The organism is Rahnella aceris, assembly GCF_011684115.1.
Classification (GTDB): Bacteria; Pseudomonadota; Gammaproteobacteria; order Enterobacterales; family Enterobacteriaceae; genus Rahnella; species Rahnella aceris.
Genome location: NZ_JAADJV010000008.1, coordinates 20,772 through 37,236, shown reverse-complemented (window position 1 = coordinate 37,236; position 16,465 = coordinate 20,772). Strand labels below are relative to the sequence as shown.

The following is a 16,465-nucleotide window of genomic DNA, read 5'->3' as shown; positions in this document are numbered from 1 at the left end:
AGAAAGAAAAAAAGAGGTCGGTGAGGCGAGGCTCATCTGTGGCGCAGATTTTAGCACAACGGGAAAGGTGCATAAAAAAACTCCCCGGATGGGGAGTTTCAGAAAGGGGTGTTGGCGATAATATCTGGCGATTACTCGTCGTGATCTTCCCACGAACGAACGCGTGCCACCGCTTTTTGCCAGCCTTTATAGCGGACATTACGTTCCGTCGTTTCAATGCTTGGGCGGAATTCACGTTCGATGGTCGCTTTGCTGCGCACTTCTTCCAGGTCGTTCCAGAAGCCGACGGCCAGACCTGCCAGGAAAGCAGAACCCAGCGCGGTGACTTCCAGCACCTCAGGGCGCTCAACGCGGGTGCCAAGAATGTCTGACTGGAATTGCATCAGGAAGTTGTTGGCCACCGCACCGCCGTCCACACGCAGTGCCTGCAGACGAGCGCCCGAGTCTGCCTGCATGGCATCCAGTACGTCGCGGGTCTGGTAAGCGATAGATTCCAGCGTCGCGCGGATGATGTGGTTGCTGTTCGCACCACGGCTCAGACCGAAGATTGCGCCGCGGGCATACGGATCCCAGTAAGGGGCGCCGAGGCCGGTAAAGGCGGGCACTACGTAAACGCCGTTCGTGTCTTTCACTTTCATGGCGAAATATTCGGAGTCAGTTGCGTCGCTGATCAGTTTCAGTTCGTCACGCAGCCACTGAATGGACGCACCGCCGACAAACACGGCCCCTTCCAGCGCGTAGTTCACTTCGCCGCGCGGGCCGCAGGCGATGGTGGTCAGCAGGCCATTTTTAGAGGCGACCGCTTCAGTACCGGTATTCATCAGCAGGAAGCAACCAGTGCCGTAGGTGTTTTTCGCCATACCAGGTTGTACACACAGCTGACCATAGAGCGCCGCCTGCTGGTCACCTGCGATGCCAGCGATAGGAATACGCGTACCGCCTTTACCACCAATGTTGGTCTGGCCGTAAATCTCAGAAGAAGAGCGAACTTCCGGCAGCATTTCACGCGGAATATCCAGCACTTCCAGCATGCGCTCATCCCATTGCAGATCATGGATGTTGAACAGCATGGTACGCGAAGCGTTGGTGTAATCCGTCACGTGAACACGTCCCTGCGTCATTTTCCAGACCAACCAGGTGTCGACGGTGCCGAACAGCAGTTCGCCGCGTTTAGCGCGTTCGCGAGAACCTTCAACGTTGTCGAGGATCCACTTCAGTTTGGTGCCGGAGAAGTAAGGGTCGATAACCAGGCCGGTGTTATGGCGAATGTATTCTTCCAGACCGTCTTTTTTCAGTTTTTCGCAGATGTCAGCAGTTCGGCGACATTGCCAGACAATCGCGTTATAGATTGGCTTGCCAGTTTCTTTTTCCCACACGATGGTGGTTTCGCGCTGGTTGGTGATACCGATACCGGCAATCTGATCGGAGTTAATGTCGGCTTTCGCCAGTACTTCCACCAGCACCGAGCTTTGCGATGACCAGATTTCCATCGGGTCGTGCTCAACCCAGCCTGACTTAGGGTAGATCTGGGTGAATTCGCGTTGTGACACGCTGACGATATTGGCATCGTGATCCAGCACTACCGCGCGTGAACTGGTTGTACCCTGGTCGAGTGCAACAATGTATTTTTTTTCGTGAGTCGTATCTGCTGACATAATATTCATCCTGCGAATGAGTAAGCTGTGGAACAGTTTAGCCGATCAGGCCTTACGCTGTTTGGATGGCTGAGGTGCTTTTTCTTCTGCCGGCTCATTAATCTGATTTGGCAAATGGCGGCCGATCAGCGCTTTATACGCGATGGCACCCAGAGAAGCACCGAGCAGCGGGCCAAAAATCGGCACCAGGAAATAAGGAATATCGCGCGCGCCGGTGAAGGCAACCTTGCCCCAGCCAGCGAAGTAGGCGAAGACTTTCGGACCAAAGTCACGTGCCGGGTTCAGGGCGAATCCGGTCAGTGGCCCCATGGAGGCACCGATAACCGCGATCAGGATACCGATCAGCAATGGCGCCAGCGGACCACGTGGAATGCCGTTGCCGTCATCGGTCAGTCCGAGGATCAGCGCCATCAGAATGGCCGTAATCACCGTTTCTACCAGAAACGCCTGCAATACGCTGATGTGCGGGTTTGGATAGGTAGAGAAAATACCGGCCAGATCCAGACTTTCGACGCTGCCGCGCACCATGTTGTGGCTTTGCTCAAAATCGAAGAACAGGTTGTAGTAAAGGCCGTAGACCAGTGCGGCGGCGCAGAAAGCTCCCGCGACTTGCGCAATGATGTAAGGCAGAACTTTGCGTCCTTCAAAGTTTGCAAACAAACAAAGTGCGACGGTCACCGCCGGATTCAGGTGTGCGCCGGAGATGGCGGCAGTCAGGTAGATGGCCATTGCCACACCCAGACCCCAGATAATACTGATTTCCCACTGGCCAAAGGTTGCCCCGGCAAGTTTCATTGCTGCGACACAGCCCGCACCAAAGAAAATGATAAGCCCGGTACCCAGAAACTCAGCGATGCACTGACCTTTTAATGTGGAACTCATGGTTTGGCTCATAGTTTGATCCTGCTAAGGATGATGTTAATGGTTAGTTATAATTTTTCTGTTATGTCGTTTGTGAACGTAATCGGATTTTGGCGTTCATCATTAAATGAGAACGTAATGTGAATTTATCGTTAACGAGCATAAACGAGAAATAGCGAAATCAAATTTTGTGTGTCGCGTCATAAAAATGAGCGATTTCGCGTATTGCTGGAACTTGATGCAGCGCAAAAAGTCCATGATTTAACATTTTCAGCCGCCATTTGTGACAAACGAACATCAACATGCCTTCCCGCGCAGCGGCTAAGGTTATTCGGCATTAAACAGTATTTCTGGTGTGTGACGCTGCTTTTTAAGCATTTCCTGATACCCGGCGCTGTTAAATTGCAACAGACTGCGTGGATAAAGGGGTTGCGGGTAGACAGAACAAAGCTGGCTACATACAATCACCCGTTAAGACACACGCTGGTTTTGCGCAATTCTCTGATGAATTCGTTATAAAAATCGACGGAGTGCAGGAATTTTTGAGCCGTGTCCGGACGATGCGGCAGAACATAAGATGTGCGCCTTGCGAACATAAGGGGACCGAAAAATGTCATTTGAAGTATTTGAGAAATTAGAAGCTAAAGTTCAGCAAGCGATTGATACCATTACTCTGTTGCAGATGGAAATCGAAGAACTGAAAGAGCAGAACAACACCCTGTCTCAGGAAGTTCAGCAAGCCAGCGGCAACCATGAGTCTCTGGTGCGTGAAAATGCGCAGCTGAAAGAAGAACAACACGTATGGCAGGATCGTCTGCGTGCATTGTTAGGAAAAATGGAAGAAGTTTAATTACTTCATATTCCAAATAAAAAAGGACGCCAAGGCGTCCTTTTTTATTGTGCTCAGAAGGAAATCACTCAATATCGAGCGGGTCTTCGGACAGCACGATACCGGTATTATCGGCATAAAGATGGTCGCCGGAGAAGAAGGTGACGCCGCCGAAATTGACACGAATGTCGCTTTCGCCAATCCCTTCACTGCCTGCGCCAGCCGGGATAGCCGCCATCGCCTGGATACCCAGATCCAGCTCTTCGAGATCATCAACCTGACGGACTGCACCGTAAATCACGATGCCTTCCCATTCGTTTTGCAATGCAAGGCGTGCCAGTCCGGCATCCAGCAGTGCGCGACGAACAGAACCGCCACCATCGATCACTAATACACGGCCACGGCCATTTTCTTCCAGCAGGTCATAAAGCAAGCCATTATCTTCGAAGCATTTCACGGTGGTGATTTGCCCGCCAAATGAAGTACGGCCGCCAAAGTTGGAGAACAAGGGTTCAACGACATTCACTTCTTCATGGTAGATGTCGCAAAGTTCGGAAGTATCGTATTTCATAGGATTTCATCTGGTTGCTGCATGAGTGTTCAGTATATCCCTTTCCGGCGGATGTTGGCAAAATCATCAATTGTTAAATGTGAAAAGCGACCTGATAAACGCACATCAGGCCAACTTTACTCAATTGAGCAACAGACCCACTGCAAACAAGACGTTAGTCAGCAACGCGGTTTTTACCATATGTTCCAGCAACGGGCGGACTTCAGTGGATGTTGTCGATTTCATCACCCGTATCAGATGTTTTGCCAGCATTGGGATCGCCAGGATAAACAGCCAGCCGGTCCAGTGAGGCAGGTGCAGGGCGGAGAAAATCACCAGACACAGCACGGCGGCGGTCAGAATGATGGCGTGATAGCGTCGTGCGTTAACCGGCCCGAGGCGAACCGCCAGGGTATTCTTGCCGTTGGCGCTGTCGGTTTCGATATCGCGCAAATTATTGATATTGAGTACCGCAGTGGACAGCAAACCTGTCGCCGTCGCCGGAAGCATTACGATCCAGTCGAAATAGCCTGCCTGTAAATAAAACGTCCCTGCGACACTGATCCAGCCGAAGAAGATCAGCACGGAAATATCGCCAAGTCCCATGTAGCCATAAGGTCGTGTGCCGACGGTATAGGTAATGGCGGCGCCAATCGACAGCAAGCCGAGGATCAGAAACCCGACCACGTCACTAGGCTTATGACAGGCCACGGCAATAAGCGCAGTACCGCAGATAAGGGTCAGCGCGATGGTCAGGATAATCGCGCGCTTCATCTGCCCGGCGGTAATCAGGCCCTTTTGCATGCCGCGTAAGGGCCCGACGCGTTCCGGCGTGTCACTGCCTTTCTCGGCATCGCCATAGTCATTCGCCAGATTTGACAAAATTTGCAAACAGCCCGCAGTCAGCAGCGCCAGTAGTGCAATGAGCGGATGGAAAACGCCTTGCAGGCTGGCAATGGCAGAACCCATAACGATAGAAGCAAACGCCAGTGGCAAGGTTTTCGGGCGCAGGCTTTCGAGCCAGGCGCGGGCGGGGGTTGTCGGAGTGAAAGGCGTGATTGTGCTCATAGGTGATTTCTCAGGTGAAGAATCAGTCCGAAATCTAAAAAAATCAGGGAGGCAAACGCCTCCCTGAAGATCACTTTCGGAACGTATGAGCAAATTATAAGATAAAACGGCTCAGATCTTCATCAGCTACCAGCTGGTCAAGGTGGCTTCTAACATAATCTGCATCAATGTTTATGGAGATACCGTTGCTTTCGCTGGCATCGTAAGAGATATCTTCCATCAGACGCTCCAGAACGGTATGCAGACGACGCGCACCTATGTTCTCGGTGGTTTCGTTCACCTGCCATGCGGCTTCCGCAATACGGCGGATACCGTCAGCGGTGAAATCAATGGTTACGCCTTCGGTCGCCATCAATGCTTTGTACTGATGAGTCAGCGAAGCACTTGGCTCGGTCAGTATGCGTTCGAAGTCTTCAGTCGACAGCGCCTGCAGTTCCACACGAATAGGCAGACGACCCTGCAACTCAGGGATCAGGTCTGACGGGCTGGCCGTCTGGAATGCGCCGGAAGCGATAAACAGAATGTGATCGGTTTTCACCATGCCGTGCTTGGTAGACACCGTACAGCCTTCCACCAGAGGCAGCAGGTCACGCTGAACACCTTCGCGGGAGACGTCTGGACCTGAACTCTGGCCGCCACGTTTACAGATTTTGTCGATCTCATCGATAAACACGATGCCGTGTTGCTCAACGGCCTCGATTGCCTGTTCTTTCAGATCTTCCGGGTTCACCAGTTTCGCGGCTTCTTCTTCGATCAGCAGCTTCAGCGCTTCTTTGATTTTCAGTTTGCGCGGTTTCTGTTTCTGAGCACCCATGCTCTGGAACATCGACTGCAACTGATTGGTCATTTCTTCCATACCCGGAGGGGACATGATTTCCACGCCCATCGGGCCGGATGCCAGGCTGATTTCAATCTCTTTGTCGTCGAGCTGGCCTTCACGTAGTTTTTTGCGGAAGTTCTGGCGTGCAGCAGAAGGTTCCTGCGCTTCGTCAGGTTGTCCCCAGTTGTTTTTCGCTGGCGGGATCAGCACATCCAGAATACGTTCTTCGGCCAGTTCTTCAGCACGATAACGGTTTTTCTCAATAGATTGCAGGCGCACCATTTTTACGGCGGAATCGGTCAGGTCGCGGATAATGGAATCCACTTCTTTACCGACGTAACCGACTTCCGTGAATTTAGTCGCTTCTACTTTGATGAACGGCGCGTTAGCCAGCTTCGCCAGACGGCGGGCAATTTCGGTTTTACCGACACCGGTCGGACCGATCATCAGAATATTTTTCGGGGTGACTTCGTGGCGCAGCGCTTCATCAAGCTGCATCCGGCGCCAGCGGTTACGCAAAGCAATAGCCACGGCGCGTTTCGCTTTATCCTGGCCAATGATGTAACTGTCTAACTCGCTGACGATCTCGCGCGGGGTCATCTCAGACATAATTTTCGATCCTTACGCTTTAGAAGACAATTCTTCGATAGTGTGGAATTGGTTGGTGTAGATGCAGATGTCACCGGCGATGCTCAGCGATTTTTCGACGATGTCGCGCGCTTCAAGCTCGGAGTTTTCCAGCAACGCGCGTGCAGCAGCCTGGGCATACGGGCCACCGGAACCAATGGCAATCAGATCGTTTTCAGGCTGGATAACGTCACCGTTACCGCTGATGATAAGCGAGGCGTTTTCATCGGCCACGGCCAGAAGGGCTTCCAGACGGCGTAACATACGGTCGGTACGCCAGTCTTTTGCCAGTTCAACGGCGGCTTTCACCAGATGACCCTGGTGCATTTCCAGTTTGCGTTCGAACAGCTCAAACAGCGTGAAGGCATCAGCCGTGCCGCCAGCAAAGCCCGCGATCACTTTGTCGTTATACAGGCGACGTACTTTTTTGACGTTGCCCTTCATGACGGTATTTCCCAATGTGGCCTGGCCATCACCACCGATAACGACCTTGCCGTTGCGGCGTACACTTACAATTGTTGTCACGAGCGGTTCCTCGTTGCAGACGGAAAAGATCCCCGCAGGTTTGCGGGACACTGAACGTGTCTCACAAACTTACGGGGCATATTGAAAGTATAGATTGGGGAAGGATTACGGGTTTTCAACCCCCGGTTGCGACGGGAATGCAACCGGAGATGCCAGCGCCTTTGAGGCGCGATAGTGTGCTGTCAGCACCAGAACGGCTGTTGTACGGGCCGATGACGACGCGACTCCAGCCACCGCCGGTGGTGATCCGGCCTTCAAAACCTTCGAATGCCAGCTTGGCGCGCTGGGATTCCGCCTGCTCAGATCCTTTGAACGAACCGCACTGAACCACAAAGCGCTGGGTTTTTTCCTGTGCTTTCGGTTTTTCCGGCTCAGCCTGGGTAATGGTGGCTGGCTGTTGCGGTTTCGGTGCTTCTTTCACCGGCTCTTTCACTTGCGGCTTCGGTTTTGGCTGAACGGGTTGCGTTTGCACCTGGGCCTGAGGCGCACGTACCGGCTGCGTTTGCGGCGTATACGTTGGCTGTGGCTGAACCTGACGCGGCTGAGTTACCGGCTGCTGCTGCGCGTACGTCGGCTGCTGTTGCTGAACCTGACGCTGAGTATGCGCTGGTGCCTGCGTGGCCTGATTCGGGTCGTTATACGGCACTTCAGACAACTGTGTTGGTGTCTGGCGCATATCGGCCTGCATCTGTTCGAGAAGCTGGCGCTGTTCAGGCGTCAGTTGTGTTTTGGATTCGACCTGTCCGCCCGCCGTCGGTTCTGTCGGCGTGGTGACGCCCATCTGGCGGTTTTCCAGTTCTTTAATGTAGCGCCAGCGTTCTTCTGGCTTAGGTGGCAATCCATTACCCGGACGGACAGCGTGCGTCGGCAACACTGTCGCTTCTTCATGTTTATTGTGCGCAATAAAATAGAGGCCACCGACAAACACCACCAGTACCGCAACGGCTAACACCACCATGGTTTTGGAGATCGTTGTGGAACTGCGTTTTTTACTCCGGCTGGTACTTTTCCGCCGCGCTCCTGAGCGCCCACGGCTTACATAGTCTCTTTGTGCCACTATCGTTTCGCTGTGTCGTGATGAATGAAGAAGTGCGTCATGTTACTCAACCCTGAACATTTACTGAAATTAAAACTGTTGAACAGCATAAAATCGGACTCACGCTTTTGGGGCCGCAGTGCTTTCCCGCACCACCAGCTCGCTATCAAGCAGCAGCGAACCGTTTTGTACCGGATTTCCCTGTAACTGCTCAAGTAATAATAACATGGCCTGACGGCCAAGCTGGAATCTCGGCTGCGCAACGGTCGTCAGCGGAGGATCGGTATACTGGCTGGCCTTGATGTCATCGAAACCGACAACCGACAAATCCTGCGGAATGCGCAGACCCATTTTTTTCGCCTGGAACATGGCACCAATCGCCATCACATCGTTGTGGCAGAAAATCGCCGTCGGCGGCACGGGCAGGGCCATCAACTCGGTGACGGCTTGCGCCCCCGATTCATAGCTGAAATCACCATGAATGGTCAGCTTGCTCTCGACGCTCAGTCCGTTGCGGCGCAGCGCCTGCACATAACCTTGTGAACGGTACTGGCACAATGGCATATGCTTTGGCCCGGCGATGCAGGCAATACGCTGATGCCCCAGCTTGAGAAGATAATGCACAGCTTCGAACGCGGCCGTCAGGTTATCAATGTGGACCGTCGGCAGTTCAAGTTCCGGCGCAAATTCATTCGCCATCACCATCGGCGGCAGATTGCGTTGTTCTTCTTTGCTGGCATCGAAAGGTAAATCAGAGCCGAGCAGCAGCATTCCGTCAATTTGCTTGGTAATGATCAGATTGATAAAGGTTTTCTCTTGCTGATTTTGCTGAGCACAATCACCGATCAACACCAGATAACCGCTTTCGGCGGCCGTGCGCTCGATCCCCTGGATCAGATCGGCGAAAAACGGATCGCAGATGTCGGGGACGATCACCAAAATAGTGCGTGATTCATTACGCTTCAGGTTGCGGGCCAGGGCATGAGGAGAATAACCGACGGCCATGACGGCCTGATCAACTTTCTGGCGAGTCGCGGCGGAGACTTTCTCCGGATTCATTAATGCACGGGATACGGTTGCTGTTGAAACGCCTGCCTGTTCAGCCACATCTTTCATTGTTGCGGCGGGTAATTCTTTCTTGTGCTCCAACGTCTCTCTCCTTGCAACAGCATCAAACTGAGACAACAACATCAACATTCCTCACCTGGCTACGCATGATGTGTAGCTCATCACATTCTAAACAGAATGTGAGTAGGATTTGTTACCTAATTTGCATTAAAAGTGTGACCCAGATGCTTTTTTCGATGCATCACGCAAAAAACCTGACTATTCACGCAAATTCGCTTTTGGAATCAGCTGTCAATCGGATCGACATCCAGTGTCCATTTCACTTTTTTGGCTTGCGGCAGACTTGAAATCAGCGGCTGAGAGCTTTTGATCAGATGCTGCAAAACGCGCCGTGAAGGATGCTGCAATAAAAGCTGCCAGCGGAAACGTCCGCTGCGTTTGGCTTGTAAGGCAGGAACCGGCCCCAGGATCCACAGCGAATCATCTTTCAGCGGACTGGATTCGAGCAGATTACGTAACTGCTGAAGGAACAGCGCAGATTGCTGATTATCGTGGTCTTCCGAGCGGATCATAATGTGGCTGGTATAAGGAGGAAGGAAGACGCTTTTGCGCTCCGCCAGGGTCTGTCTGGCGAACTCGTCGTAGCCCTGCTGCAACAGCACCTGTAACAGCGGATGTTCGGGATGGTGAGTTTGCAATACGACTTCACCCTGTTTGCCTGCACGTCCGGCACGGCCTGAAACCTGCGTATAAAGCTGGGCAAAGCGCTCGGCAGAACGGAAATCTGCCGAGAACAGCGCGCCGTCGACATCCAGCAATGACACCAGCGTAACATCAGGGAAGTGGTGCCCTTTTGCCAGCATTTGGGTGCCGATAAGAATACGTGCGCCGCCACGATGGACTTCATTCAGGTGTTGTTCCAGCGAACCTTTCCGGCTGGTGGTATCGCGGTCAATGCGCGTGATTGGCGTATCCGGGAACAACGGCGCCAGTTCGTTTTCCAGCTGTTCTGTACCGACGCCGACCGAGACCAGTTGTGTTGAGCCGCAATGCGGACACTGATGCGGCACGGCGCGCTGACTGTCACAATGGTGGCAGCGTAACTGACGCTGATTCTGGTGCAGAGTGTAATAGTGATCACAGCGCTGACATTCGGCTATCCAGCCACACTCATGGCAAAGCAGGGCAGGCGCATAGCCGCGGCGGTTGAGGAACAGCATGACCTGATTATCGGCTTTCAGATGCTCCTGCATTTTCTGGATCAGCGGTTGAGACAGCCCGACTTTCAGCTGCAACCCTTTTAAATCCAGCAAATTCTGACGGGCGAGTTTGGCATTTCCGGCACGTTTGGTCAGTTTGAGCTGACGATATTTCCCCAGTTCAACATTGTGCAGCGTTTCCAGCGCCGGGGTTGCCGAGCCCATAATAATCGGGATATTTTCAGCGTGAGCGCGGTACACCGCCAGATCACGGGCGTGATAGCGCCAGCCTTCCTGCTGCTTATAAGAACTGTCGTGTTCTTCATCAATGATAATGACGCCGAGGCGCGCAAACGGTGTAAACAGCGATGAACGGGTGCCAATGACGATGCCCGCTTCGCCATTGCGCGCCCGCAGCCAGACGGCGAGGCGTTCGCTGTCGTTCAGGCCGGAGTGCAGCACATCCACCGGCGCACTGAAACGTTCGCGAAAACGTGCGATGGTTTGCGGCGTCAGGCCGATTTCCGGCACCATCACCAGCGCCTGCCGACCCTGCGCCAGAATGTTTTCCAGCACGCTCAGATACACTTCGGTTTTACCTGAGCCGGTTACACCGGCCAGCAACCAGGCGGAAAATTGCTGATCTTCACTGCGGATCGCGCCGACGGCGGTGGCCTGCTCGGTATTGAGTCGTAAACGTTCGCCGATCACCGAGAAATCCTGGCGCCAGTCGTGCGTGGCGGGCGCAATACTGCGTAAATCCGTCAGCCCTTTGGCTCGTAATGCCTGCAGGGCCGTATCGGTAAGATCAAGATCGGCAACCTGATGACGATACAACGGTTTTTGCATCAGTGCTGCCATCGCCTGCTGTTGTTTTGGCGCACGTTTGAGACTGTCGAGCGGCGTCGCGCGCCCCTCCTCGGTGGCGAACCATTGCCACAGCGGTGTAAGCTCAGCGGCTTTCCCCTGACGTAACAATACCGGCAGCGCATGGAACAGCACTTCGCCGATCGGGTAATGGTAATAGTCGGCGGCCCAAAACAAGATGCGCCACAGATCAGGGGTAAACAGACTGGAGCTGTCGAGGACTTCCCGCACCGGTTTCAGTTTCTCCAGGCCAAATTCGCTGAAGTCGCTGACCTGAGTGACGATGCCAATGGCGTCGCGTTTTCCGAAAGGCACACTGACCCGGCAACCCTTTGAAACCTGCATATCAGGCGGCAACAGATAGTCGAAAGTACGGGCGAGCGGGACGGGTAAAGCAACGTGGGCAACAGGCATTGGGGGTCCAGACTATAAAAAAATGACGAGATAGTGTACACTGTGTCCTTCGAAATGCATGAACATGATTGCGCGGTTGTCAGAGATTCTGTATGATTCGCCGCCTTTGGTGCATTTCGTACTCAAAGCCTATCATCCACTACGCGTGGTGTCTGACAGAACAGGGTTGGATAGCGACGCGGCCTTAAGAAGAGGTTTTCCATGAAACAAGGTATTCACCCTAAATATGTAGAAGTTACTGCAACTTGCTCATGCGGTAACGTTATCAAAACTCACTCAACTGTGGGTCACGATCTGAACCTGGACGTTTGTGGCGAATGCCACCCGTTCTACACTGGTAAGCAACGTGAAGTGGCTACCGGTGGCCGCGTTGACCGCTTCAACAAGCGTTTCAGCGTTCCAGGCAGCAAATAAGCTTCGCTTGAGAGCAAAAAAAGGCGCCTTTGGCGCCTTTTTTGTTACCTGTCGTTTGACGTCCCGCCAGATAAAATGCCCGTTCCCGCACTCTCTTTCTTCGCGCAGATACTGAAAAAACGCGCGACGGGAGCCGCACGGTCTTTCAGCACATCTTTGCGATGTTGCGATCAGTATTCCCAGGTATCAGGATCCACACCCAGTTCACGCATCAGGATCTTCGCCGCTTCCGGTATTTCGTCACTGCGTTCTTTACGCAGGTCTTCGTCATTCGGCAAAGGCTGACCGGTGAAGGCGTGCAGAAAAGCCTCACACAATAATTCACTGTTGGTCGCGTGACGCAGGTTGTTTACCTGGCGACGGGTGCGTTCATCGGTGAGAATTTTGAGGACTTTCAGCGGAATGGATACCGTGATTTTCTTAACTTGTTCGCTTTTCTTACCGTGTTCAGCGTAAGGGCTGACATATTCGCCGTTCCACTCAGCCATGGGACACCTTAAATTTATCAAAAAATAAAATTCTGAAAACCGCGTGATTATGCCCGATTTTCACTGTTCTCACTAAGTAAATGTCGGAATTTAACAGGGACATTTCACGTTTTTCCCTGCGGCACTGTTCATTTTGTTACCTTGAGCTTACGTCTCCCGGCACGACAGATCTGCCTGACATCTTCATTAACGCCATAATTTTAGCGGGTATTGCGCTGTTGCTCAATCTATACGCAAAGAAGTTTAGATGTCCAGATGTATTGACGTCTATAAATCCGGACGTTACTCTTTATATCCTCATCCTTCGCAATTCGTCAGGAAGAAACGATTATGACGCACAAGCAAGCCACCATTGCCGTGGGCAGTGGCCTGAACAATGATCAGCAATATGGTTGTGTAGTTCCGCCAATCTACCTTTCCAGTACCTATAACTTTGAAGATTTCAACCAGCCAAGAGCCCATGACTATTCACGTCGCGGCAATCCGTCACGGGATGTTGTCCAGCGTGCGCTGGCTGATCTGGAAGGCGGCGCCGGTGCGGTTCTGACCAGCAGCGGTATGTCAGCCATTCATCTGGTGTGTACGGTCTTTCTGAAACCTGGCGATTTACTGGTTGCGCCGCACGACTGCTACGGCGGCAGTTACCGTTTGTTCGACAGCCTGAGCAAACGTGGCGCGTATCGCGTGCTGTTTGTGGATCAGGGTGATCCACAGGCGCTGGCCGATGCGCTGAAAGAAAAACCGAAGCTGGTGCTGATTGAAACGCCGAGCAATCCTTTGCTGCGTGTGGTGGATATTCAGGCGATTTGCGACGCGTCCCGCGCCGCCGGTGCCCTGACAGTGGTGGACAACACCTTCCTGAGTCCGGCGTTGCAAAATCCATTGCAGCTTGGTGCGGATTTAGTCGTCCATTCATGTACTAAATATCTGAACGGGCATTCTGATGTGGTCGCCGGTACGGTAATATCTAAGACCGCAGAACATGCGACAGAACTCGCCTGGTGGGCGAACAACATTGGCGTTACCGCTGCGGCCTTTGACAGCTATCTGTTATTGCGCGGTTTGCGCACGTTAACGGTTCGCGTGAAACAGCAACAGGAAAATGCACTGGCAATTGTTGCTTATTTACAAAAACAATTGCAGGTCAAAAAGCTGTATCATCCGTCGCTGCCGGAAAACCAGGGACATGAAATTGCCTGCCGCCAGCAACGTGGCTTTGGTGCCATGATCAGTTTTGAATTTAACGGAGATGAAGCTCAGTTGCGCCATTTCCTGAAAGAATTGAAGTTATTTACCCTCGCAGAATCACTGGGAGGCGTCGAAAGCCTGATTTCTCATACCGCGACCATGACACATGCTGGCATGGCGCCGGAAGCGCGCAAAGCCGCCGGGATTTCTGACAGCTTGCTCCGTATTTCTGTAGGTCTTGAAGACAGCGAAGATTTGATTGCTGATCTGGAAAATGCATTCCAGTCAGTGGCAACGAGGTAAGTATGAATGCAATAGCGGTTGCAGCGCCGGCGGGAAGTCGTCAGTTGCACAAATTTGGTGGTAGCAGTCTGGCCGACGTGAAGTGTTATCTGCGTGTCGCTGGCATTATGGCCGAGTATGCGAAGCCGGGTGACATGATGGTGGTGTCGGCGGCTGGCAGCACAACCAACCAGCTGATCAGCTGGCTGAAGCTCAGCCAGACAGACAGAATTTCTGCGCATCAGGTTCAGCAGGCTTTGCGCCGTTATCAGAGTGATTTGATAACTGGTCTGTTGCCGCCGGAAATGGCCGAACCGCTTATTGCTTCTTTTATTCATGATCTCGAACGTCTGGCTGTTTTGCTTGACGGCAAAATGACCGATGCAATTTATGCTGAAGTCGTCGGGCACGGCGAAGTCTGGTCTGCACGCCTGATGTCTGCAGTGCTGTGTAAGCTGGAATTACCGGCCGCCTGGCTGGATGCCCGTGAATTCCTGCGGGCTGAACGCGCTGCGCAACCTCAGGTTGATGAAGGCCGTTCGTATCCGCTGCTGCAACAACTTCTCGCGCAGCATCCTCAGCAATATCTGGTGGTGACCGGCTTTATCGCCCGCAGTGACGCGGGTGAAACCGTACTGCTTGGCCGTAACGGCAGTGACTATTCCGCCACCCAGATTGGCGCACTGGCTAATGCCAGCCGTGTGACCATCTGGAGTGATGTGGCCGGTGTCTACAGCGCCGACCCGCGCAAAGTGAAAGATGCCTGCCTGCTGCCGTTATTGCGTCTCGATGAAGCCAGTGAACTTGCGCGTCTGGCGGCACCGGTTCTGCACACCCGTACCCTTCAGCCGGTTTCCGGCAGCGATATTGATTTGCAACTGCGTTGCAGTTACCAGCCGGAGCAGGGCTCAACGCGTATTGAACGCGTGCTGGCTTCCGGTACCGGCGCGAAAATTGTCACCAGCCATGATGATATTTGTCTGATCGAAATGGTCATTCCTTCCGGCCACGATTTTGGTCTGGCACAAAAAGATGTTGAGCTGCTGCTTAAACGTGCGCAGATCAAACCGCTGTGTACCGGCATTCATCCTGACCGTAATCTGCTGCAACTTTGCTACACCTCTGAAGTGGCGGGTAGCGCGTTGCAGGTTCTCGAAGAGGCAGCCCTTCCGGCGCGTCTGACCCTGCGTGAAGGGCTGGCGCTGGTGGCGCTGGTCGGGGCGGGCGTGTGCAAGAATCCGCTGCACAGCCACCGTTTTTATCAGGAAATGAAAGATCAGCCAGTGGAGTTTATCTGGCAGGCCGAAGACGGTATCAGTCTGGTGGCTGTACTGCGTATCGGCCCGACCGCGCACCTGATTCAGGGGCTGCACAAAACGTTGTTCCGTGCTGAAAAGCAAATCGGTCTGATGCTGTTTGGTAAAGGCAATATCGGTTCACGCTGGCTGGAACTGTTCGCCCGTGAACAAAAGAATATTTCTGCCCGCAGCGGTTTCGAGTTTGTGCTGGCCGGTGTGGTCGACAGCAAGCGCAGTCTGCTCAATTATGAAGGGCTGGACGCCAGCCGTGCGCTGGCCTTCTTTGATGATGAATCGCAGGCGCATGACGAAGAATCGCTGTTCCTGTGGATGCGCGCGCATCCTTATGACGATTTAGTGGTTCTGGATGTCACCGCCAGCGCTGAACTGGCCGATCAGTATCTGGATTTCGCCAGCTACGGTTTCCATGTCATCAGTGCCAACAAACAGGCAGGCGCGTCGGACACGAATAAATACCGTCAGATCCGCGACGCGTTTTCAAAAACCGGCAGCCACTGGTTGTATAACGCCACTGTCGGCGCTGGTTTGCCGGTTAACCATACGGTGCGTGATTTACGCGAAAGCGGCGACAGCATTCTGGCCATCAGCGGCATTTTCTCGGGAACATTGTCCTGGCTGTTCCTGCAATTTGACGGCACGCTGCCGTTCACCGAACTGGTGGATTTAGCCTGGCAGCAGGGGCTGACTGAGCCGGATCCGCGCGATGATTTATCCGGTCAGGACGTCATGCGCAAGCTGGTGATCCTGGCGCGCGAAGCGGGTTATGACATCGAACCGACGCAGGTTCGCGTGGAATCTCTGGTGCCGGAAAGTTGCGCGAACGGTTCCGTAGATCAGTTTTTTGAAGACGGTGAGGCGCTGAACCAGCAAATGCTGCAACGTCTGGAAGCCGCCCGTGAAATGGGCCTGGTGCTGCGCTACGTGGCCCGTTTCGATGCCAATGGCAAAGCCCGTGTGGGTGTTGAAGCGGTGCGTGACGACCATCCTCTGGCCGCATTACTGCCGTGCGATAACGTGTTCGCTATCGAAAGTCGCTGGTATCGTGATAATCCGCTGGTGATCCGCGGGCCGGGTGCAGGGCGTGACGTGACCGCAGGTGCGTTGCAATCTGATCTTAATCGTCTGACGCAACTTCTGTAATTCCTTACGCCTTCCCCTCTCATGAGGGGAAGGCGTAAAAAACCTCTAACTTTCCTCAGCTTCCCCTCAGCCTCATTTTCGCAACGTGAAATTCTTTCAGTTTGCGTGAAGATTA

14 protein-coding genes are annotated in these 16,465 nt (G+C 53.2%); 4 read left to right on the top strand and 10 right to left on the bottom strand.

Going from position 1 to position 16,465, the window contains the following annotated elements:
* Positions 1-131 precede the first annotated feature (131 nt).
* Both glpK and GW591_RS23430 read right to left on the bottom strand, forming a co-directional pair.
* Positions 132-1,655, bottom strand: coding sequence for a glycerol kinase GlpK (gene glpK / locus GW591_RS23435; protein WP_013577587.1), 1,524 nt, complete (start codon positions 1,653-1,655; stop codon positions 132-134).
* 45 nt (positions 1,656-1,700) lie between these two features.
* Entirely contained in the window at positions 1,701-2,549 is an 849-nt protein-coding gene (locus tag GW591_RS23430; RefSeq protein WP_013577586.1) for an MIP/aquaporin family protein, read from the bottom strand.
* Positions 2,550-3,126: 577 nt separating this feature from the next.
* Between GW591_RS23430 and zapB the strand changes: the two genes are divergently transcribed.
* Entirely contained in the window at positions 3,127-3,366 is a 240-nt protein-coding gene (gene zapB / locus GW591_RS23425; protein ID WP_013577585.1) for a septal ring assembly protein ZapB, read from the top strand.
* Between the two features lie 64 nt (positions 3,367-3,430).
* On the opposite strand, the gene rraA is transcribed toward zapB, so the two are convergent.
* The 7 genes from rraA to priA all read right to left on the bottom strand — a co-directional run bounded on the left by rraA (position 3,431) and on the right by priA (position 11,519).
* Positions 3,431-3,916, bottom strand: a complete 486-nt coding sequence (rraA, locus tag GW591_RS23420; protein WP_013577584.1) for a ribonuclease E activity regulator RraA — start codon at positions 3,914-3,916, stop codon at positions 3,431-3,433.
* A gap of 120 nt (positions 3,917-4,036) precedes the next feature.
* Positions 4,037-4,963 (bottom strand): 1,4-dihydroxy-2-naphthoate polyprenyltransferase, encoded by a 927-nt coding sequence (locus GW591_RS23415; RefSeq protein ID WP_121020205.1) that lies wholly within the window; start codon positions 4,961-4,963, stop codon positions 4,037-4,039.
* A gap of 94 nt (positions 4,964-5,057) precedes the next feature.
* Positions 5,058-6,392 (bottom strand): HslU--HslV peptidase ATPase subunit, encoded by a 1,335-nt coding sequence (gene hslU / locus GW591_RS23410; protein WP_013577582.1) that lies wholly within the window; start codon positions 6,390-6,392, stop codon positions 5,058-5,060.
* 12 nt (positions 6,393-6,404) lie between these two features.
* The gene (hslV, locus tag GW591_RS23405; protein ID WP_015690599.1) at positions 6,405-6,935 is read right to left on the bottom strand and encodes an ATP-dependent protease subunit HslV; all 531 of its coding nucleotides are present in this window, start codon (positions 6,933-6,935) and stop codon (positions 6,405-6,407) included.
* Positions 6,936-7,050: 115 nt separating this feature from the next.
* The gene (ftsN, locus tag GW591_RS23400) at positions 7,051-7,992 is read right to left on the bottom strand and encodes a cell division protein FtsN (RefSeq protein ID WP_071823634.1); all 942 of its coding nucleotides are present in this window, start codon (positions 7,990-7,992) and stop codon (positions 7,051-7,053) included.
* 99 nt (positions 7,993-8,091) lie between these two features.
* A complete protein-coding gene (gene cytR, locus GW591_RS23395) occupies positions 8,092-9,120 on the bottom strand; it encodes a DNA-binding transcriptional regulator CytR (RefSeq protein WP_015690598.1) in 1,029 nt (342 codons plus the stop codon).
* A 203-nt stretch (positions 9,121-9,323) separates the two neighbouring features.
* Positions 9,324-11,519 carry a primosomal protein N' gene (gene priA, locus GW591_RS23390; protein ID WP_015690597.1) on the bottom strand — a complete coding sequence of 732 codons (2,196 nt, stop codon included), beginning with the start codon at positions 11,517-11,519 and terminating at the stop codon, positions 9,324-9,326.
* Between the two features lie 201 nt (positions 11,520-11,720).
* Here priA and rpmE point away from each other — a divergent pair, with 201 nt between their 5' ends.
* A complete protein-coding gene (gene rpmE / locus GW591_RS23385) occupies positions 11,721-11,933 on the top strand; it encodes a 50S ribosomal protein L31 (protein ID WP_013577577.1) in 213 nt (70 codons plus the stop codon).
* A gap of 170 nt (positions 11,934-12,103) precedes the next feature.
* Here the strand turns inward: rpmE and metJ are convergent, their stop codons facing one another.
* Positions 12,104-12,421 (bottom strand): met regulon transcriptional regulator MetJ, encoded by a 318-nt coding sequence (gene metJ, locus GW591_RS23380; RefSeq protein ID WP_004392248.1) that lies wholly within the window; start codon positions 12,419-12,421, stop codon positions 12,104-12,106.
* A gap of 330 nt (positions 12,422-12,751) precedes the next feature.
* Between metJ and metB the strand changes: the two genes are divergently transcribed.
* Together metB and GW591_RS23370 are read left to right on the top strand one after the other, a co-directional pair.
* The gene (metB, locus tag GW591_RS23375) at positions 12,752-13,912 is read left to right on the top strand and encodes a cystathionine gamma-synthase (RefSeq protein WP_013577576.1); all 1,161 of its coding nucleotides are present in this window, start codon (positions 12,752-12,754) and stop codon (positions 13,910-13,912) included.
* A gap of 2 nt (positions 13,913-13,914) precedes the next feature.
* Positions 13,915-16,350, top strand: coding sequence for a bifunctional aspartate kinase/homoserine dehydrogenase II (locus GW591_RS23370; protein WP_013577575.1), 2,436 nt, complete (start codon positions 13,915-13,917; stop codon positions 16,348-16,350).
* Positions 16,351-16,465: the final 115 nt, after the last annotated feature.